15 protein-coding genes and 7 pseudogenes are annotated in these 18887 nt (G+C 69.6%); 16 read left to right on the top strand and 6 right to left on the bottom strand.

All coding sequences use genetic code 11. The features are described 5' to 3' along the window. The 3 genes and pseudogenes from SRB17_RS13390 to SRB17_RS13380 all read left to right on the top strand — a co-directional run. A complete protein-coding gene (locus tag SRB17_RS13390; RefSeq protein WP_153537888.1) occupies positions 1 to 762 on the top strand; it encodes an SDR family NAD(P)-dependent oxidoreductase in 762 nt (253 codons plus the stop codon). Between the two features lie 138 nt (positions 763 to 900). Beyond that, positions 901 to 1399 (top strand): annotated as a pseudogene (locus SRB17_RS13385) (transposase); the annotation flags it as partial. Between the two features lie 13 nt (positions 1400 to 1412). Then, positions 1413 to 1523: pseudogene (locus tag SRB17_RS13380) on the top strand (DUF4291 family protein); the annotation flags it as partial. Positions 1524 to 1721: 198 nt separating this feature from the next. Here SRB17_RS13380 and SRB17_RS13375 read toward each other — a convergent pair. Together SRB17_RS13375 and SRB17_RS13370 are read right to left on the bottom strand one after the other, a co-directional pair. After that, positions 1722 to 2189, bottom strand: coding sequence for a hypothetical protein (locus SRB17_RS13375; protein ID WP_153537886.1), 468 nt, complete (start codon positions 2187 to 2189; stop codon positions 1722 to 1724). Beyond that, the gene (locus tag SRB17_RS13370) at positions 2190 to 3908 is read right to left on the bottom strand and encodes a sialidase family protein (protein WP_153537884.1); all 1719 of its coding nucleotides are present in this window, start codon (positions 3906 to 3908) and stop codon (positions 2190 to 2192) included. Positions 3909 to 4075: 167 nt separating this feature from the next. Between SRB17_RS13370 and SRB17_RS46235 the strand changes: the two genes are divergently transcribed. The 5 genes and pseudogenes from SRB17_RS46235 to SRB17_RS13345 all read left to right on the top strand — a co-directional run. Further along, positions 4076 to 4339 (top strand): DUF4291 family protein, encoded by a 264-nt coding sequence (locus SRB17_RS46235; protein WP_416237051.1) that lies wholly within the window; start codon positions 4076 to 4078, stop codon positions 4337 to 4339. Positions 4340 to 4587: 248 nt separating this feature from the next. Then, complete coding sequence (locus SRB17_RS13360) at positions 4588 to 5241, top strand: response regulator transcription factor (RefSeq protein WP_323375390.1); 654 nt, start codon at positions 4588 to 4590, stop codon at positions 5239 to 5241. After that, positions 5232 to 6500 carry a sensor histidine kinase gene (locus tag SRB17_RS13355; protein ID WP_153537879.1) on the top strand — a complete coding sequence of 423 codons (1269 nt, stop codon included), beginning with the start codon at positions 5232 to 5234 and terminating at the stop codon, positions 6498 to 6500. Before SRB17_RS13360 ends, SRB17_RS13355 begins: the two co-directional genes overlap by 10 nt. 38 nt (positions 6501 to 6538) lie before the next feature. After that, the gene (locus SRB17_RS13350) at positions 6539 to 7813 is read left to right on the top strand and encodes a hypothetical protein (protein WP_153537877.1); all 1275 of its coding nucleotides are present in this window, start codon (positions 6539 to 6541) and stop codon (positions 7811 to 7813) included. Between the two features lie 348 nt (positions 7814 to 8161). Further along, positions 8162 to 8509, top strand: a pseudogene (locus SRB17_RS13345) (IS701 family transposase); the annotation flags it as partial. 483 nt (positions 8510 to 8992) lie between these two features. On the opposite strand, the gene SRB17_RS13340 reads toward SRB17_RS13345, so the two are convergent. Next, positions 8993 to 10207 (bottom strand): MFS transporter, encoded by a 1215-nt coding sequence (locus SRB17_RS13340; protein ID WP_153538408.1) that lies wholly within the window; start codon positions 10205 to 10207, stop codon positions 8993 to 8995. 54 nt (positions 10208 to 10261) lie between these two features. On the opposite strand from SRB17_RS13340, the gene SRB17_RS13335 reads away from it, so the two are divergent. Both SRB17_RS13335 and SRB17_RS13330 read left to right on the top strand, forming a co-directional pair. Then, on the top strand, positions 10262 to 11029 hold the full coding sequence (locus SRB17_RS13335) for an AraC family transcriptional regulator (RefSeq protein ID WP_153537875.1): 768 nt from the start codon (positions 10262 to 10264) through the stop codon (positions 11027 to 11029). Positions 11030 to 11051: 22 nt separating this feature from the next. Beyond that, positions 11052 to 11502 (top strand): annotated as a pseudogene (locus tag SRB17_RS13330) (transposase family protein); the annotation flags it as partial. Between the two features lie 43 nt (positions 11503 to 11545). Here the strand turns inward: SRB17_RS13330 and SRB17_RS13325 are convergent. After that, on the bottom strand, positions 11546 to 12616 hold the full coding sequence (locus SRB17_RS13325) for an NAD(P)/FAD-dependent oxidoreductase (protein ID WP_153538406.1): 1071 nt from the start codon (positions 12614 to 12616) through the stop codon (positions 11546 to 11548). A gap of 24 nt (positions 12617 to 12640) precedes the next feature. Here SRB17_RS13325 and SRB17_RS13320 point away from each other — a divergent pair. Further along, positions 12641 to 13663, top strand: a pseudogene (locus SRB17_RS13320) (diaminobutyrate--2-oxoglutarate transaminase); the annotation flags it as partial. Between the two features lie 324 nt (positions 13664 to 13987). After that, positions 13988 to 14476, top strand: a pseudogene (locus SRB17_RS13315) (transposase); the annotation flags it as partial. Between the two features lie 77 nt (positions 14477 to 14553). Here SRB17_RS13315 and SRB17_RS13310 read toward each other — a convergent pair. Both SRB17_RS13310 and SRB17_RS13305 read right to left on the bottom strand, forming a co-directional pair. Further along, positions 14554 to 14868 (bottom strand): hypothetical protein, encoded by a 315-nt coding sequence (locus tag SRB17_RS13310; RefSeq protein ID WP_153537873.1) that lies wholly within the window; start codon positions 14866 to 14868, stop codon positions 14554 to 14556. 300 nt (positions 14869 to 15168) lie between these two features. Further along, a complete protein-coding gene (locus SRB17_RS13305) occupies positions 15169 to 15600 on the bottom strand; it encodes a MarR family winged helix-turn-helix transcriptional regulator (RefSeq protein WP_323375388.1) in 432 nt (143 codons plus the stop codon). A 147-nt stretch (positions 15601 to 15747) separates the two neighbouring features. Here SRB17_RS13305 and SRB17_RS13300 point away from each other — a divergent pair, with 147 nt between their 5' ends. The 4 genes and pseudogenes from SRB17_RS13300 (at position 15748) to SRB17_RS46230 (ending at position 18878) form a co-directional block, all read left to right on the top strand. Then, positions 15748 to 16308 (top strand): NADPH-dependent FMN reductase, encoded by a 561-nt coding sequence (locus SRB17_RS13300; protein ID WP_153537868.1) that lies wholly within the window; start codon positions 15748 to 15750, stop codon positions 16306 to 16308. A gap of 103 nt (positions 16309 to 16411) precedes the next feature. Continuing rightward, positions 16412 to 17476, top strand: coding sequence for an LLM class flavin-dependent oxidoreductase (locus SRB17_RS13295; protein ID WP_153537866.1), 1065 nt, complete (start codon positions 16412 to 16414; stop codon positions 17474 to 17476). 142 nt (positions 17477 to 17618) lie between these two features. Beyond that, positions 17619 to 18062 (top strand): hypothetical protein, encoded by a 444-nt coding sequence (locus SRB17_RS45390; protein ID WP_194293985.1) that lies wholly within the window; start codon positions 17619 to 17621, stop codon positions 18060 to 18062. Then, positions 17944 to 18878 (top strand): annotated as a pseudogene (locus SRB17_RS46230) (amidohydrolase). Before SRB17_RS45390 ends, SRB17_RS46230 begins: the two are co-directional and overlap by 119 nt. Positions 18879 to 18887: the final 9 nt, after the last annotated feature.

The raw sequence follows: 18887 nt of genomic DNA, 5'->3' as shown, positions 1-18887 counted from the left end.
TTGCGCATCACGGGAAACGTCGCACTGATCACCGGAGGCGGGTCAGGCCTGGGCCTGGCGACCGCGCACCGGCTCGTCGAGGCCGGAGGCAGGGTCGTACTCGTCGATCTCCCGGCCTCGGACGGGGCAAGAGCCGCTGAAGAGCTGGGAGACCAGGCGCGCTTCGTCGCGGCCGACGTCACCAGCGCGGAGCAGGTGGCGCGCGCCCTGGACGCGGCCGAGGTACTGGGACCCCTGCGCGCCGTCGTCACATGCGCCGGAATCCTCCGCGGAATCCGCCTGCCGGCGGGGGATCCGGTCTCCGGCCTCGCCGCCTTCCGCAGCGTGCTCGAGGTCAACCTGGCCGGAACCTTCAACGTCGTCCAGCTCGCCGCCCGGCGCATCGCCGCGCAGCAGCCGATCGCGGGCGAGCGCGGCGTCATGGTCACGACGGCTTCGGTGGCCGCGTTCGACGGGCAGATCGGCCAGGCCGCCTACGCCGCGTCCAAGGCAGGCGTCAGCGGAATGACGCTTCCATTGGCCCGTGACCTCGCCGAGAGCCTGATACGGGTGGTGAGTATCGCGCCGGGCCTGTTCGAGACCCCCATGCTCGCGGGTCTGCCGGACGCGGCCCGGGCGGCACTCGGCGCACAGGTCCCGCACCCCGCCCGCCTCGGCGCCCCGGACGAATACGCCGCTCTGGTGGAGCACGTCCTCACCAACCCCATGCTCAACGGCGAAACAGTCCGGCTGGACGGGGCCCTTCGCATGGCGCCCCGCTGACGCCCGGCATGCATGGGCAGTCCCCACGAATGCGCAGGCTTGGAGACCGTCTCAACTGGCTTGATCGCTGAGCTGACGGCCGTGACGACGATGGTGGAGCGGCTGGTACCTGACGCGGCGTCGCCCCCGCCCTGGTAAGGGGATCGGCAGGTGTTGGCTGCGATCGTGTTCGTGGCGACGACCGGGTGCACCTGGCGACAACTCCCTCTGGGCTTCGGCCCGTCTGGGGCGACAGCCCACCGGCGGTTCACCGAGTGGAGCCGGGCCAGGGTGTGGGGCAAGCCATCGGTATCTCCGCCGCGAACACCCACGACAGCCAAGGGCTCGAACCTCTCGTGCGCGGCATCCCGCCCGTCCGCTCCCGTCGGGGACCGCGGCGACGCAAGCCCGCCGAACTCCGTGCGGACAAGGGATGCGAGTTCGACCAACTGCGGCGGTGGCTGCGCTCCCGCAACATCACGCCCCGTATAGCCCGCCGAGGCGTCGAGGACTCTCGTCGACTGGGCCGCCCTGGCTGTCGGGATGCCGATGACTGCACCGTCGCTACGAGCGCAAAGCGGAATACTTCCCGGCTTTCGCCGGCATCGCCGCCGCCTTGATCTGCTACCGCAGGCTCAGCAACCCCTTGCCCAGGTAATTCGACGGCGTGCACCGACTCCACACTCATCGTCTACCAGGCATACGCGCCAGAGCTCGGCCTGCCAGCAGCCCGAGAGGGTCGCTTCCCAGCCGCCTGGCAGCGAGACCGGATGACGTGGGTCATCTGATCGTTGGTCCAGGGCTACCGTCTCGCCGTCCTTTGGCAGGTCGGCCTGTCAGGCTCGCGGTGGACCTGTTCACCAGCGGTCTTCCAGTCCGAGGGGCCACCCTTCGGCCGTCGTCGCACGCGGTGCCGCTCGCCGCGAAAGGTGGCCACTCGCGGTTCTACCGGCCGGGAAGAGGCCTCGGCCGGGCCGAGTTCAGGAGACCGCGGACGTCAGGTACGTCACGTAAACCCCTCCCTCGCAGTCGGGCATCTTCCGCAGCGTCCAGCGGCCCCGGACGGTCGCGGAGGAGAAGTTCGTCTCTGCGTCGTCCTTCTCCACCTCACCGTCCTTCGCGGTGAATCCGGCCTTGGGGAGCTGCTCGTGCAGAAAGGCCAGGGTGGCGTCGAAGCCGCTCCGTACGACCGTGGCGACGATCAGCCGGCCGCCGGTGCGGTGCTGCACCGAGGTCACGACCGCGCCCTCGGGCACCGGCAGATCCGCCGGGAAGTCCTTGGGAATCGGCAGTGAGGCGGCGGTGGGGCAGCCGCCGGGCGCGGACGCGGCCGTGTATGGCGTCGCACGCAAGGGCCCGGCGTTCCGGGGCGTGGGCGAGCATCCGGTGACGGCCGCCAGACCGAGGACGGCGCCGACCAGCACGGCAGCCGGGGCGAACGGCTTCACCTAGCGGCCTCCCTTGGATTTCTTGTGCTCGCCGGCGACCACGGCGTCGTACGCGCCGTACAGCGTGTTGCCGGAGGACTGGCGGGCGATGGAAGCCAGTGCGTCGTAGTTTTGAGCGCCGCCGGTGGCGCAGGTGCCGGTGCAGCCGTCGGCGTAGGCGGCGAGCACGCGGCCCTGGGCGTCGAGGGTGACGTCGATGAAGTCCAGGAGGTTGCGGTCCTGGCCGCAGGTGGTGCCGCCCGTGCAGATGGACCCCTTCTGTACCGGGTCGGTGGGGGTGGCGTCGACGGTGGCCCAGGACTGGCCGCCGTCGTACGTGGTTGCAACGTACAGGTGCCAGACGCCCTTGAAGTTGGCTGTGTCCTGGTAGTTGCCCCCGGTGGTGGTGCCCAGGAAGGTGAAGGCGGCGCGGTTGTCGTCGCCCGCGGTCACGGCGGGGAAGACGATGTTCTTGATGCCGAGGGACGCGCCCACGTTCTGGTCGTACAGCCACGTCCTGCCCTTGTCGTGGCTGGCGGCGATCCGCGCGGTGCCGTCGCTGTTCTGGTAGCCCATGTACACAGTCCCGCCGGCGCCGATTCCGACGCTCGGGTCGGAGTCACCGGGGGTACTGGACGGGTTCTTGCGGACGGTCCACGTAAGCCCGTTGTCCTCGGAGACGGCCACGGCCTGGTTGCCGCCGCAGCCCTTGTTGGGCACGTACACCGTGCCGTCCGGGGCGACCTTCACATGCCCGTGCAGGCCGCCGCAGTCCAGCAGCGAGTACATCGCAACGGCGGGCCCGTACGTCAGACCGCCGTCCCGGCTGACCGCGCAGGAGGCGTCGGCGATGTCCTGGGAGCAGTAGTAGACGGCGTCGGGGTACGCCGTGACGGCGCCCGGCGCGCCCGTGGCGAAGGGGCCGCCACCGATGGTCTGGTGGTCCACACCGGAGTTGATGCCCGAGCCGCCTGTCGGCGTCCACGTCTCGCCGTCGTCGTCGGTGTAGCAGGTCAGAGCGGTCTTGCCGGCGAGCTGCGACTCGAAGGTGCGGTGGGTCGCCGGGTCGGTGAACAGGATCGGGTCGAGGCTGGTGGTGCTGCCCTGGGGACAGCCGTTGGCCGCGTTGGCGCTCTTGTCCTGCCAGGTGGCGGCGCCGGCGCCGTCGTAGGTGACCTTCAGCGTCGAGGTGTACGCCTGGAACATCGCGGCACCGGTTGCGCGGTCGACGCCGATCGAGGGTTCTCCGGCGTTGTGCGCGTCCTTGATGCTGTCGGGCGCCGAGGAGTTCGCGTACGTCGGCGGGGTCGCCGTACTCGGCGTCGGATCGGCCGGATCGGCGACCAGGCTCGCGGTGCCGGTGAAGCTGTCGCCGAGCGGGGCGTACGGCACCACGCGCACGGTGTACGAGGCCGTCACCGCCGGAAGCAGCACGGTCTCCGGGTCGCTGGAAGAGGCGGAGGCGGCAACCTCTCGGCCGTCCGCGTCGAGGACGTACAGGTCGAAGTCGGCGGCGGAGTCCGGCCACTTGACATCGATGCGCAGGCTGTGACCGGCGTCGTAGCCCACGGGCACCGACACCTTCAGGGTGTAGTCGTCGCAGAGTTGCGCATTCCCGCAGCTCACCGTCCCGGCAGTGCCGGAGACGTTCGGGACGGCGAAGGGACCGGCGCTCCACGTGGTCGTGGGCGCAGTGTCGCTGACCGATCCGGAGGGCGGGGTGGCGGCGTCGGCCGACACACTCGGCAGGGTTCCGGCGATGAGTGCCAGCAACGCGACGGCGAGACGCCCCCGCGACCGCGGGTGGCGGTGAAGACGGAGTGTCGAGAGGAAAGCCACAGGTACCTCGTAGGTTCGCGAGTCGGACCAGGGGTGGTGGTGCGTAGCGGTACGGGTGGTGCCATCGTCTGCTCTACGAGGAGGCAGGCGGCGTCCGTCGCGAGAAACCGAACTCTTTCGAAGCGGGGCCGGACAGTGCACACGGGGGTGAAGGGTTCGAAGGGGCGCGGGGGCACGCGTGCCTGTCCCACCACGAGCGCGGACTGCGCTCCGACCGAGCAACGTGGAAGCGGCAGCTGAAGCGGGCCTCGGCGCGTGTCCGATGGGACCCCGAGCGCGATGTGCATCTGCAGCCCCTTCCCTACCGCGCGCGCTGCGACTCGGCCTCATGAACCTCCCTACCCCGTGCCCGACGGACTCCTGGACCGCCTGCGCCAATGAGTCCAGGCACCAGTTGAAATATCGGCTTAAACAGCGTTTTGTCCCGGTAAGGTTGTTTGGTTCGAAGTTCAGGTGTCGCGCCAGTTCGGGGTGGATTCGCGGGTGGGCCTGCGGGTTGTGAGGTCGATCATCGCGACGTGGATTATGCGGCTGACCAGGGCAGATGGAGAACTGGGACGGGAGTATCTATGGTCAGCACGTGGCTTTCATCATGGTGTGCGAAGATGACGCGGCGGTCCGCGGCGTCCTCAAGCGCGCCCTGGAGCATGACGGCCACACCGTCTCCGTCGCCGCCACGGCCGACAGCCTGCTGCGGCAGCTCGCACCGGCGCCCCATCTGGTCGTCCTGGATCTCGGGCTCCCGGACGCCGACGGCCGCGACGTCTGCCTGGCCCTCCGGGCTCGCGGCGTCGACGCGCCGGTGTTGATGCTCACCGCCTTGGACGGCCTGCATCACAAGGTGGACGGCTTCGAAGCCGGCGCCGACGACTACATGACCAAGCCCTTCGACGTCCCGGAACTGCTGGTCCGTGTCCGGGCGCTGCTGCGCCGGGCCACCGTGGCGCCCGCACCGCGCGAGGTTGTCCTGGATCCGGCGAAGCACGTGGTGACCTACGATTCGGTGAGCATGAGCCTTACCCCGACCGAGTTCCGGCTCCTGGGCCGCCTGATCGCCTCGCAGGGCGATGCAGTACGCCGCCACGCCCTCATCGCTGCCGGCTGGCCGCACGGAGCGCAGGTCAGCGACAACACCCTCGACTCCTTCGTGCGCCGGCTGCGGACCAAGCTCGGTCCGCTGGGTGTGGCCGAGCGTCTGGCGACCGTTCGTGGCGTGGGCTACCGATGGCAGTGACGGGATTCCGCAGCAGGGTCGTCGCGCTCACTGTACTGATCGCCACCGCCGTGGTCGCGATACTGGTCGTGGTCTCGCACGTGATGCTGAGCGGGGTGACGGACGCCGACGCGCACGATCTGGCGCGTACCCGCGCCGAGGCGGTCGCGGCGAACGTCACCGCAGTGGGCGGCCGTGTCGTACTGACGGAGAACAGCAGCGAGGCGCTGGACGAGGTCGCCTGGGTGTATGCCGACGGCCGCCTGATCGACGGGAACGTACCGGCAAGCGTGGTCGGGCGCGTCGAGGCGCTGGCAGGCTCAGGGCGATCGCAGACCGCCGCCGTCGGCAACTACCTCCTGTACGCGCGGCAGGTCCCGATCGACGGCCACCACGTCATGGTGATCGTCCGGGTGGACCTCACGCCCTACGAGACATCCGCGCAGCGCAGCCTGGCCTTGTCGCTGATCCTGGGCGGCCTCGCAATCCTCCTGGCCGGCGGTGTCGCACACCTCGCAGTGCGCCGCGCGCTGCGGGTCGTGCAGGAGATGGCCGCCCTCGCCGACGACTGGGGCCATCACGAACCCGGGCGCCGCTTCAACCTCGGAGTCCCCCGCGACGAGTTCGGGGAACTGGGGCGGACCCTGGACAGCCTGCTGGAGCGCGTCGACAACGCTCTGGCGGACGAGCGCCGGCTCACCGATGAGATCGCCCACGAGCTGCGGACACCGCTCACGGTCCTTCGGGCCGAGGCTCAGCTGGCGCAGCTGTCCGGAGAGCCGGTGCCGCCGGAGGCGGTGCTGAACGAGGTCGACCGCCTCGATACGGCGATCACGACGATTCTGCGCGCCGCGCGCGCACGGACAGACGCTGGTACCCGATGCGATCTGCGCTCCGCCGCGCTGCAGGCGATCGCCGGCCGCGCGGTCGAGGTCGCCTTTCCCGCGAAGACCGAGGTTGCCATGGCGGCCGACGTCGCCGTGTCGCTGCTGTCGCCCCTGCTGGAGAACGGCCTGCGGCATGCGCGGTCACGTGTGTGGATCACCGCGCGCATCCAGGATGAGGCAATCGTGGTCGATGTCCTGGACGACGGCCCCGGGTTCGATCCCGCGGACGTCGACCGGGTCTTTGAAGCGGGTGTGACCAGCGGCGGCGGGTACGGGCTGGGGCTGCCGGTGGTCCGGCGCATCGCCGCCTCGGCCGGTGTGGAAGTCCGCGCGATCGCGGACGGCCGCGGCCACGTCGAGGTGACGCTCCCGGCCGCCCGTGCGGCCACGTAGTCAGGTTACGTGCAGGTTCCTCGCGTAAACCTCAGTGCATGACAACGACAACGGAAGCACCCACGCGCCGCGGGCGCCTCATGCTCAACAAGGTTCCCGAGGTCACCCTCTGGTTCTGGGTGATCAAGATCCTTTGCACGACGGTGGGTGAGAGTTTCGCCGACTGGATCAACATGAAGCTGGGCGTCGGCCTGGTGAACACGGCCTGGATCTTCACCGCGGTTTTCGTGGTGGTCCTCGCCGTCCAGCTGCGGCTGAAGCGGTACGTCCCGTTCCCCTACTGGCTGACCGTCGTCGTTGTCAGCGTCACGGGCACCTTGTACACCGACATCCTGACCGACCAGCTGAACGTGCCGCTGTGGATCAGTTCCGCGGTCTTCTCGGTGCTGCTCGCGGTGGTCTTCGGCATGTGGTGGCTGCGTGAGCGCACGCTGTCGATCCACTCGGTCACCACATTCTCGCGGGAGTCGTTCTACTGGCTGACCGTCCTGGTCACCTTCGCGCTCGGCACCGCGACCGGCGACTGGACTCTGGAGCTGACCGGCTGGAGCCCGGGCGTCTCGGTGTTGCTTCCGCTCGGCCTCATCGCGGCGATCACGGCGCTGTGGAGGTTCGGCGCGAACCCGGTGCTGTCCTTCTGGCTCGCCTACATCCTGACCCGCCCGCTGGGCGCGAACATCGGCGACTGGCTCGCCTCCCCCAAGGTCGCCCAGAACCCGGGCGACCCGACCGGTCTCGCGCTGGGCACGTTCACCACCAGCCTGATCTTCCTCGGCCTGATCCTGGCGACGGTGGTCTACCTGACCGTGACGCGCTCGGACGTGACCGAGACCCACGAGGCGACCCACGCCGCACCGGCCACCAGCAACCCGGGCAAGGAGCGCGTCGCGCTTGCCGGCTTCGGAGTGCTGGCCGTCGCCACCGCGGGCCTGCTGGTCTGGGCCCACGGTCAGCCGCACGTCGGCCCGGCGCCGGAGGAAGACAACACCTCCGCCGTCCAGATGGCTCCCGGCCAGGCGGTGAAGAAGTTCCCGCCCGCGAAGGTCGGCGCGCTGCGGACCCTCGCGTCCACCTCGCTCAAGGACGCACGCTCGGGGGACGCGGCCGGGGCCCACGCGGCCGCCCAGTCACTGCGTGACCTGTGGGATGCCGACCAGGCCTCGCTGCAGCCGCTGGACCAGACCGGCTGGACCTCCATCGACGCCCAGATGGACAAGATGCTCAAGACCTTCGGCATCGATCACTCGAACCCGCCGATGTCGTCTGCGCAGCAGGAGAAGGAACTGACCGCCCTCCTGACCGACATGGGCTGACAGACCGCACAGCGCCGGGCCGGCCCACCCGCCCGTCGGGCTCGGTGTGCCGGGCTGCGCGGAGAACCGCGCCGCCTCGGCACACGCCGGCGGGCCGCGGACAGGCGGCCGGGGCCGCCTGTGGCAGCCCCGGCAAGTCCGCAGACTCCCGTGGGGCGATCGCTGACCTGCTCGACATCGCCACCCGTTGCGGTGGTCCCGGCCATCGCCCGGCCGCCATCCAGCTCCCCGTCCCGCTGGTCATGCTCAAGCCGGCCGAAGGGGCCACGCGTCTACGACTGGGCCGCAGCAAAGCTGCCCGCCATCGCGGACTTCGACGGCGATCAGCCCACCCGCGACCGGTGGGTACTGGCCCGTCGCAGCGTGGCCCGCCCGGACGAGCTCGCCTACTACCTCGCCTATGCGCCCATCGGCACCACCGTCGCTGAACTGGTGCGCATCGCCGGGACCCGCTGGGCGATCGAGGAGGCGTTCCAGGCCGCGAAGAACGAGTGCGGTCTGGATCAGTACGAGGTCCGCCGCTACCCGGGCTGGTACCGGCACATAACGCTCGCCGTGCTCGCCCACGCCTTCCTCGCCGCGATGGCCGGCGCTACAGGGAATGAAAAGGGGGCCGCAGAAACGGTTCCGACACTCTCGCACCGCTCACCGTGGCGGAAATCCGGCGACTCCTGGCAGCTGACCGTCCTTCGTTGACGCACCTGCGGCGCACCGACCACACACTGAACTGGTCCCGCTGGCGGCGTCGCCACAGGCCACCGCCCGCCGCTGACATTACCGCCGCCGAACCCAAGGTCACGAACTTGCTCAACCTGACGTCACGTCAGTCGAGTAGACTCAGAAATGCAGCTCTGACCAGCGGCGATAGCGAACTGCGACTGGAGTACTAGGCGGGGTCGGGTGTCGCAAAGGCCGCCACCTCCCCCTCGTGGAGGATCACCAGCGCCGCACAAGTGCACCGGCAGTACTCGACGCGGCCGCCTGACGTGGCGTGGCTGGACATCAGCTGCCAGTCGGGCTGTCGCAGCCCGGTACGGCAGCCCCGAGCGGCCAGCGGGCAGGCCTCCTGGACCGATGCAGTCGAAGGGGACGTCACGTACCAGCTCACTGCTCGTCGCACTTCGTCGTCCTTCCGTGACGGGTTCTGCGGCCGGCCCGCTGGTCAGGGACGGGGGCCGGTCAGAGACGGCTGTGCTCGGTGGACTGGCTCCCGGTCTCCTGCGCGGCTTCCTCGCCGCGGTCTCCCAGCAGCGCCTTGAGCACGGCCGGTTCGGGCAAGGTGCGAAACAGCAGCCAGCTCAAGGCGGGCATCGCAATCAGGGGCATCAGGGCCGTACGCAGCGAGGTGGCGTCGGCGATACTGCCGATAACGGGACTGGTCAGACCGCCGACGCTGACCATGAGGCCGAGGGTGATCCCGCTGGCCGTTCCCACACGCGTGGGCAGATAATCCTGGGCAAGCGTGACCTGCAGCGAGAACGGTACGTACAGGCCGATCGAGGTCAGCGCCACGAACAGGTAGATCGCCGGGCCCGGTACGAACACCACGCCGGCGACCGCGGCCACCGTGATCAGGTACGACATGCTCACCACCGTGACCCGGTCCCAGCGGTGGGCCAGATTGCTGCCGACGACCGTGCCGACGGCGCCACCGAGATAGAGCACCAGCAGCGCGGCCGTCCCCGCCGCCGTACCGCCGCCCGTCTGCTCTCGCACGTGGAAGGCGATGAAGGTGCTCAGCCCGACGAAGGCGATCGACCGGCATACCACCGCCAGCGACAGCCGCACGAACGATGCCCAGTCGTCTCGCCCCTCCGCGGCCCCCTTGCCGCCATCGGTGCGCGGTGCCTTCTCCAGCGCCCGCAGCACCGGCAGCGTCAGCACGCTGCCCACCAGCGCGGGCAGGATCAGCAGCGGGGAGAACCGCAGGCCGCCGGCGGTGATCACGAGGGTGACCAGGAGAGGAGCCGTCGCGAAGCCGACGTTGCCGCCCAGAGAGAACCACCCCATGGAGCTGTGGCTGCCCTTGCTGACACCCCGTGCGACCCGCGCGGATTCCGGATGGTACGCGGCGACCCCGATGCCGGACAGCGCCATGAACAGCAGCGTGAGCGCGTACGAGCCGGTGATCCCGCTCAGGGCCACACCGAGCCCGCCGAGCACCGTGCTCACCGGCAGCAGCCAGGGGATCGGGTGCCGGTCGGTGAGCGCGCCGAAGAAGGGCTGCGCCACCGAGGACAACAGACTGGCGGCTAGCACGATGCCCGAGGCCGCGGCATAGGTATAGGCACGTTCGGCGACGAAGAATGGGAGCAGGGCCGCCACGGCGCCCTGGTAGACGTCCACACAGGCATGTCCGACCGACAGCAGGACGATCGACTTGTTCCTTGACATGGCGCCATGGTCGCCCGTGGCCACCCTGTCGCACTTCCGATAATCTGCCAATCAATGAGGGATATCCGCCATGAGTCGGTAGCGCCGACCACCGCCCGCTGGCTGGCCCCGGGCACAGGCATCGACGCCCACCGGCACGACGACCACCAGATCGTCTACGCGGGCCGGGGCGTGCTTGCCGTCACCACCGGCGCGGGTTCATGGACGGCCCCGGCCACCCGAGCGATCTGGGTGCCGGCCGGAACCGTGCATTCCCACCAGGCACACGGCGAGCTCGAGCTGCACCTGATCGGCCTTCCCGCCGATACCAACCCGCTCGGCCTGGACGAGCCCACCGTCCTGACCGTCAGCCCACTGCTGCGGGAGCTGATCCTCGTCTGCACCCGCGAGCCGGCAGACGACAGTCCGGAACAACGGCGCCTGCGTGCCGTCCTGTGCGACCAGCTGCGGGTCTCGCCCCAGCAGCCGCTGCACGTGCCGACGCCGACCGCGCCGCAGCTCAAGGCGCTGTGCGCGATCCTGCACGCCGACCCGGCCGACAACCGCACCCTGGCGGCTCTGGGCAGACAGGTCGGCGCCAGCGACCGCACCCTCTCACGCCTGTTCAAGGCCGACCTCGGCATGACGTTCCCGCAGTGGCGCACTCAACTGCGGCTCTCCCACGCCCTGGTGCTGCTCGCCGAGGACGCGCCGGTGACGGTGGTGGCGCACCTGTGCGGCTGGTCCTCGGCGAGCGCGTTCATCGACGTCTTCCGCCGCGCCTTCGGCCACACGCCGGGACGCACCCCGGGCGCGGCGCGGGCGACGGGTCAGCACGGGTAGTGGGCGCCGTACCTATCTAGGGTTGGAAGTCGAGCCCGGCCTTGGTCTGTGTCTGGTGAGGTTCTCCGGGCTGTCCGAGGCGCAGTTCGCCAGGCTGCGGGCGTGGGCACGGCGTCGTGGCGGCGATGTTCAACGCGGCCGTCCCTGGCGGATGCCACTACCGGTCCGGGTGCTGCTGGTGGCGGCGTACTGGCGCACGAACCTCACGTTGCGGCCGGTGGCGCCGCTGTTCGGAGACTCGAAGTCCGCGGCCGACCGCATCCTCGACGGCCTCGCACCGCTGCCGGCCATCTCGCCGGCCCGCCGGCCGCGCAAGGACACCGGGTCATCGTCGACGGCGCCCTGGTGTCCACCCGCGATCGCAGCATCGCCGTCTCCGGCAGAGCTACAGGTACTCGACCAACCTTCAAGTCGTCATCGACGCCAACAGCCGCCTGGTCGTGGCCATCGGCCTGCCGCGGAGCCCCGGTCGTCGCCGACTGCGGCCACCAAGGCACCGGCCTCACAGCTGCCGTGTCAGGGCAGCAGCAGTTGCTCCAGGTCCGCCGGCGGCCGGCGGCCGACGAAGGAGCCGAGCGGGGAGCGGGACCCGGTGTCACCCGCGAGGATGCCGCCGAGAAGACTGCCGGTGTCCGGCCGCAGAAAGACCTTGGCATAGCGGGCGATGCCATCGGCGAAGGCGACCTCGACCGGCCGGGGGTCCCCCGGGTGAACCGTCGTTCCGAAGGTGGCCACGTGCACGCCGAGGAGCTTGAGCGTCGTGGAGCCGTCGGTCCGGTTGAAGGGCTCCACGTCCCGGCCCGTCAACTGAGCCGCCACGGACTCAGCCATGGCGTACCCAGGGGCGACCAGGCCGTGGCAACGGCCCTGTACGGCTGCGCACTCGCCGACGGCCCAGATGTGCCGGTCGGCGGTACGGCAGTACGCGTCGACGAGGAAGCCGCCGCGCTCACCACGCGCCAGGTCCAGCGGTCCGGCCAGCTCGTCGCGGGGCCGGATCCCCGCGGCGAAGACGACCAGGTCCGCGTCCAGCGTCGCACCGTCGCCAAGCGTGACCGCGCGCACGGTGCCGTCGGAGCGGGCGTGCACCTCCGCGACGGCGGTGCCGCAGTGCAGGCGGAGGCCGAGGCCGGCGGCATGCCGGTGCAGCACCTCGGCTGCTCCGGCGTCGAGTTGAGCGGGCATCAGGTGGGGTGCGGTCTCCACAACGTGCGGGCGCACGCCCAGTCGGCTCAGGGCGTGGGCCGCCTCCAGGCCGAGCAGACCGCCACCGACCACCACGCCCTGGCTGCCGGGGCGTACCGTGCGGAGGATCGCGTCCAGGTCCTCGAAGGTGCGGTAGACGAAGCAGTGCGTGAGGTCCCGGCCGGGAACCGGAGGGACGAATGGGCGGGAGCCGGTGGCCAGGACCAGGGCGTCGTAGCGGATCCGGTCGTCGTCCGCCGTCACGACCGTATGTGCCGTGCGGTCGGCGGAGACGACGGGCGATGCCAGGCGCAGCTCCACACGGCGGTCGTTGAGGAAGTCCGGGTCGGTGAGGGTGAGTTCGTCCCGGCTGCGGCCGGCCAGATAGGTGGACAGGGCCATGCGGTCGTAGGCGGGGTGGGGTTCCTGGACATGTCGACCGCGGCCAAGCGCGCGTTCCTGGAGACCTTCCAGGACGTGATCCTGCGCCCGCGTGAACTGCCGTACAAGGTGATGTTCCCGGGCCCGACCGGCACCAACGCCGTCGAGGCGGCGCTCAAGCTGGCCCGCAAGGTCAAGGGCCGCGAGACGGTCGTGTCGTTCACGAACGCCTTCCACGGCATGTCCCTCGGCTCGCTCGCCGTCACCGGCAACACCTTCAAACGGGCGGGCGCGGGAGTCCCGCTGGTGCACAGCACCCCCATGCCCTACGACGGCTATCTCGACGACGCCCCTGCCTTCGCCTGGTTCGAGCGGCTCCTGGCGGACAAGGGCTCCGGACTCAACCGGCCCGCGGCCGTGATCGTCGAGACCGTACAGGGCGAGGGTGGCATCAACGTGGCCCGGCCCGGGTGGCTGCGCGAACTCGCCGAGCTGTGTCGGCGCCACGACATGCTCCTGATCGTGGACGACATCCAGATGGGCTGCGGCCGCACGGGCGCCTTCTTCTCCTTCGAAGAGTCGGGCATCGTCCCCGACATCGTCACCGTGTCGAAGTCCATCAGCGGTTACGGACTACCCATGGCGCTGTGCCTCTTCAGGCCGGAACTCGACATCTGGGAGCCGGGCGAGCACAACGGAACCTTCCGCGGCAACAACCCCGCCTTCGTCACTGCCACCGCCGCGCTCAACGCCTACTGGACCGACGACCAGTTGGAGAAGCAGACTCTGGCCCGTGGCGAACAGGTCGAGCGGGCACTGGCCTCGATTCGTGCCGAACACCCCGAGGAGACGAAGGAGTTCCGGGGCCGGGGCCTGGTGTGGGGCCTGGAGTTCCACGACACGAATCGCGCGGCGCGCGTCGCCGCACGGGCCTTCGCACTCGGCCTGCTGGTCGAGACCTCCGGCCCGGACAGCGAGGTGGTCAAGCTCCTGCCGCCGCTCACCGTGACCCGCGACGAACTCGACGAGGGCCTGCACGCGTTGGCCTGCGCGGTACGCGAGACGGCCTGGCCCTCGCATACGGGCGCCGGCACCGCCCCACGCGCAGACAGCGCCGGCAAACACCGGCAGTCGTCCTGACCCTCGGCGCCGGTATCGCCGGACGGCCGGTTGCCAGTGGGTGGCGCCGAAGGTCCCCTCGAAGCGGTGGACAGCGATCTCCTGGCCCCACTGATCCACGGCCTTGGGCGTGGTGGCCGGCAGGCGTCGGCAGGCCGCGCCGGGCTCAGCCGTGCCGGTGGCGGCCACCGGCACGAACCCCGTCGACCAGGCCGCCACCCGGCGGGGCGTCGAGATCAGAGTCCGCCGGCATCGTGAAATGCGTCGGGCGAGTTGGCCGAGCGGTTGGTGCCGGACGGTTGGTGGGAACTGTTTCAGCGGGTGCCGCCGACCCCGGTGCGACCGCAGGGTGGCGGTCGCAGACGGCACGGCGACCGGGAGTTCCCGGCGGCAGTCGTGTTCGTCGCCACGTCAGGCTGCACACGGAATCGGCTTCCGCCCGGATTTGGCCCATCGGGGTGTGACGGCGTTTCGCCGGTTCCCCGAGTGGTCGCACCTCATCGTCGATCGCCGCGGCCTGCCCATCTCGCTGGGGACATCCGCAGCGAACACCCCCAGGACAGTCAGGCCCTGCAGACGCTTGTGCAAGGCGTCCCGCCGATCCGTGCACGCCGCGGGCCACGACGCCGACGCCCGGCCAAGGTGCACGCGGACAAGGCGTACGACTACTTCCGCCTGCGGCGATGGCGCCGCACGCGCGGCATCACCCGTCGCATCGCTCGCCGCGGCATCGAGAAATCCACCCACCGGGGCCTTCACCGCGCTCGCGGCCGCTCTGATCTGCTACCGGAGACTCCCCAAACGAAATGACCTGTTCGATCCCGGTGATGCGCGCGACCTCACATCTCGGGCTCGCCCGCGGGGTCCAAGGCGAAGATGACTCTTTCTCCGACCCGCACTGCAGCCTCGATCATTCTCTGGTGCTCGTCACCCGAGTAGAGGTCGGCACAGGCGCTGATCGCCGGGTACAGCTCCGAGAGGATGAGAGCAGCTGATTTCGGAATGACCTCGGATGTCCGCCACTGCTGCCCGAGCCGGTCGATCTGCCTGCACAGCTCGTCCAGCGCGGGCTCGTCGAAGCCGTCGTTCAGGCGCAGGCGACCGATGAATCCCTCAGCCGCGTCGTCCAGTTGGGACAAGAGTTCCTCATCCACTGGATCATTCCCCATCTTCGACCTTTCCGAGCATGGCGTTTGAGGTTATGCATTCGCAATAAACAGCTCGGCGAGAAAGCCCGCACAGGACACTCCCGCGCGTTCGTTGCACGCGAGGGTGTCGGCGCCCTGGGCTCGCATGGTGGGCAGCCGCAGTCTCCGGCAGGCAGTGGAGCAGGGCGGCTCACGCCGCACTCCGGTCGTGGGGTCCGGACCACGGGCGGCAGGACGCCGCCTCCACCGAAGTGCAGCCTCTGATCCCATGACGGCAACTCCACGCCGTAACGGATCGCCCAGATCTCAGCAGGCCTTCGCAATGTGCCGCAGTGCCGTGGCGAGTTGGGCGAGGTCGTGGCCGGCGAGATTGTCGAGCACGCGCCGCCGCACGCTGGCCAAATGAACGGGCCACGCCTCCCGCAGGCGGGCGAGACCCTCTTCGGTGAGGACCGCGTTCCAGCCGCGCAGGTCCTCGTCGCACCGGACTCTCTGGACGGCCCCCCGTTTCTCAAGGCGGATGACGACACGGGTCATCCCGCTGAGCGTGAGGTTGCAGGCCGCGGCGAGTTCACTCATCCGCATCCGGCTGTCAGGGGCCTCGGACAGGAACATGAGGGGGGTGTACTCGGAAAGCCGCAGGCCTCCGTCGCGGATCATGTCCGCGTCGACGGCGCGCGGCAGCGCCGTCATGACGTCGCCCAGCGCCCGCACCAGTGCTTCTTCGGCGGCGTCCAAGGGGTGCAGGGTCTGCTCTCGAGGGGACATGCCTCACACCCTACCTCCTTGACACGTCAATCAAATCTCCCATCTACTTGACGCGGCAAGTATCTGCACATGCATTTACTTGACTCGGCAAGCACTTCTTCCTGCAAAGGTGAGCAAATGACGAAAATAGGCATCATCCTCGGCAGTACGCGGCCCGGGCGTAACGGTGAGGCCGTGACCCACTGGGTGCTCGAGCACGCCCGGCGCCGCACCGACGCCGAGTACGAGCTCGTCGACCTGCTGGACTACAAGCTGCCGCTGCTGGATGAGCCCTACCCGGCGGCGATGGGTCAGTACAGCCAGCCGCACACTCACGAGTGGGCCGCGAAGATCGCCTCTCTGGACGGCTTCGTGATCGTCACCCCTGAGTACAACCACTCGGTGCCCGGTGCGCTGAAGAACGCCATCGACTTCCTGGCGGCCGAGTGGGCCAACAAGTCCGTCGGCTTTGTCAGCTACGGCTCCACCGGCGGCACCCGGGCCGTGGAGCACCTGCGCCTGATCGCCGGCGAGCTGCAGATGGCGGACGTCCGCTCCCAGGTGGCGCTCTCCCTCTTCACCGACTTCGAGAACTTCAGCGTCTTCAAGCCCGCCGACACCCAGGCCGATGCCCTCGCAGGCACGCTGGAGCAGGTGGTCGCCTGGAGCAAGGCTCTGGCGCCGCTCCGCGCCAGCTGACGAACCGCCCAGCCGACGCCGTCCTCCCGCCCTGTGCACGACGCCGGGGCGGGAGGCGGCCCGTGCCCACCTTCCGCCGTTACCGCACGTGAGAAGCCTGTCCATGACTCATCAAGCTCCCTCCACTTCGGCTGGGCACCCGATCACTCTCGGCCTGGACACGTTCGGGGACGTGTCCCACGATGCCCAGGGACGGCCCCTGCCACACGGCGCGTCCCTCCGCAATCTCGTGGCCGAGGGCGTCCTCGCCGACCAGGTCGGGCTCGACCACTTCGCCATCGGGGAACACCACACCGACTGGATGCCCCTCTCCGCGGCGGACGTGGTCCTCGCGGCGATCGCGTCGCGCACCTCCCGCATACGGCTGGGATCCGGCGTGACCGTCATCAGCTCCGACGATCCCGTCCGGGTCTACCAGCGCTACGCCACGCTCGACGCCGTCTCCAACGGCCGCGCAGAGCTGATCCTCGGCAGAGGCTCCAGCACCGAGTCCTTCCCCCTGTTCGGCTACGACCTCGCCGACTACGACATCCTCTTCGAGGAGAAGGTCAATCTCTTCGCCGAACTGCGCAAAGAGGAGCCCGTCTCCTGGTCGGGAAGCACCCGACCGGCCCTCAAGGACCAGCCCGTGTATCCGCACAGCGAGTCGGGAGCGATTCCGACATGGATCGGCGTCGGCGGAAGCCCCCAGTCCGTCGTGCGCGCCGCACGCTACGGGTTCCCGCTCATGCTCGCCATCATCGGCGGCCCCACGGCACGCTTTGCTCCCTTCGGACAGCTCTTCCGGCAGGCACTGACGCAATACGGCCACCCCGACCAGCCCGTCGGCGTGCACAGCCCCGGGCATGTCGCCGCGACCGACGAACAGGCGATCGACGAATTCTGGCCCCATTACGAGACGGCCATCCGCAAGGTCGCCCGGCAACGGGGATTCCGCCCTCCCACCTTCGAGCAGTTCATGCACGATGTCGGCCCCGGAGGTGCGCAGTTCGTCGGATCACCCGAAACAGTGGCCCAGAAGATCGTCACCACCCTCCAGGACCTCGGAGCCAGCCGCTTCGACCTCAAGTACGGGATGAACGGCCTCCCCCACGAGGCACTCATGACCAACATCGAACTCTTCGGCGCCGAGGTAGCCCCACGGGTCCGAGACCTGATGAGGCCGTGACGCGCATCGCCGTTCCACTTCCACCTCAACCAGTGCGGCAGCACCTGCTATCTCGTGTCAGGACGGCAGGAGTTGACGGCTGACCGGAAGGAGCAGCCTGGGCGGGTACTGCGTGCAGTGGACGCCGGGGACACCGGTCGCAATGGCCACGCCCGTGTGGCGGGCGATCGTGGCCGCCGGCCGGGTGGACGCGAGCGCCTACGGACATCTCGACGGCGCTACCCCGTCCCGTGACCTCGCGGACGCGGTCGACGCGCATATCCGGCTGATCCAGCCATCAACCGCAGCGCGACCGGAAAACGCCGACCGGGCAAGGCTCGCCGCCGTCGGCAGCGAGGCCGCGAGCTTCGGGGGCCGGCTCGCGTGGGACAAGGGCGACGCCGAGCCGGCCCGGTCCGGCCCCGGACGGCCTGGTGGGCGGCATGGACGATCACCGTTAGGACGCCTCGCCCCTGCCGCCTCCACCGATCCCCGCCACGCCCTCGGCCCCCGCATCCAGTACCGGATCACCAAGGCCGAGTGCAGCCCCGGGCTCGCCAGGAACCACGAGTCAGGACGCGACTTCACACGCCGAACAGACCGATGAGGTCCGTCTTTCTGGGGCCGGTCGGTCTGCCCGGCCTGGTCGACGTCCACACGCCCCTCATGCCCGAGCGTGTCCGGTACAAGGTCTGGGACTACTTCGACACGGGCGGACCACTGCTCGGGGCATCGAGTGGCCGGTCTCCTAGCGGAGGGGGAGTCGGAACGTACAGCCCGGCTCCGGGAGTTCGGCGACCGGCCGGTACCGCGATGCCCTACCCACACAAGCTCCGACTGTCTCTACACCGCGCCCCTCCACCCCGAGCCGGGCGTCGCGACGTACGTCCGTGAGGTCGTCGAAGCGGGCGCGCGTATGTTCAAGGCGCATGTACAGGTGGGGCCTACGACCCGGCCGACGAACTTCTCCAGTCGGCCTGGGGTTGCCGGCCGAGGCGCTGATTCCCGTGGTGATCCACTGCGGCTCCGGACCCGCGGCCGGCAAGCTCACCGGTCCCGAACGGATCGCTCGCGTGGTACAACCAGGTACGGGTCGACACGACGATGGCGTTCACCGACTTCCCCGAGGACTGCATGCCGGTCTTCCGCCATGCCCTGGCCCGGCTCGCCGCGCTTGGCGACCGCGTTCTGCTCGGCTACGTCCACCAGCTCCACGCCCTGGAGCGCCTTGCATCTCGGCCGGAAGTGGCCGCGGGCCGTATGCCATGACAACGCGGCATGGCTGTCCCAGCGGAAGATCGCCCGCGCCCGGATCCGCACGCGCGCCGCGATGAAGGGCAGGCCCGGGCCGCTGTCTCGGCGGCGTTCTCGCTGCGCGTGGATTTCATCACAATTTATTCCCTTAAACAGGATGAATGAATAAAAGTAGTCC

This window comes from Streptomyces sp. RB17 (assembly GCF_009604455.1).
GTDB lineage: Bacteria > Actinomycetota > Actinomycetes > Streptomycetales > Streptomycetaceae > Streptomyces.
Note: the sequence above shows the minus strand (reverse complement) of the source record. Positions and strands in the feature narration are given on the sequence as shown.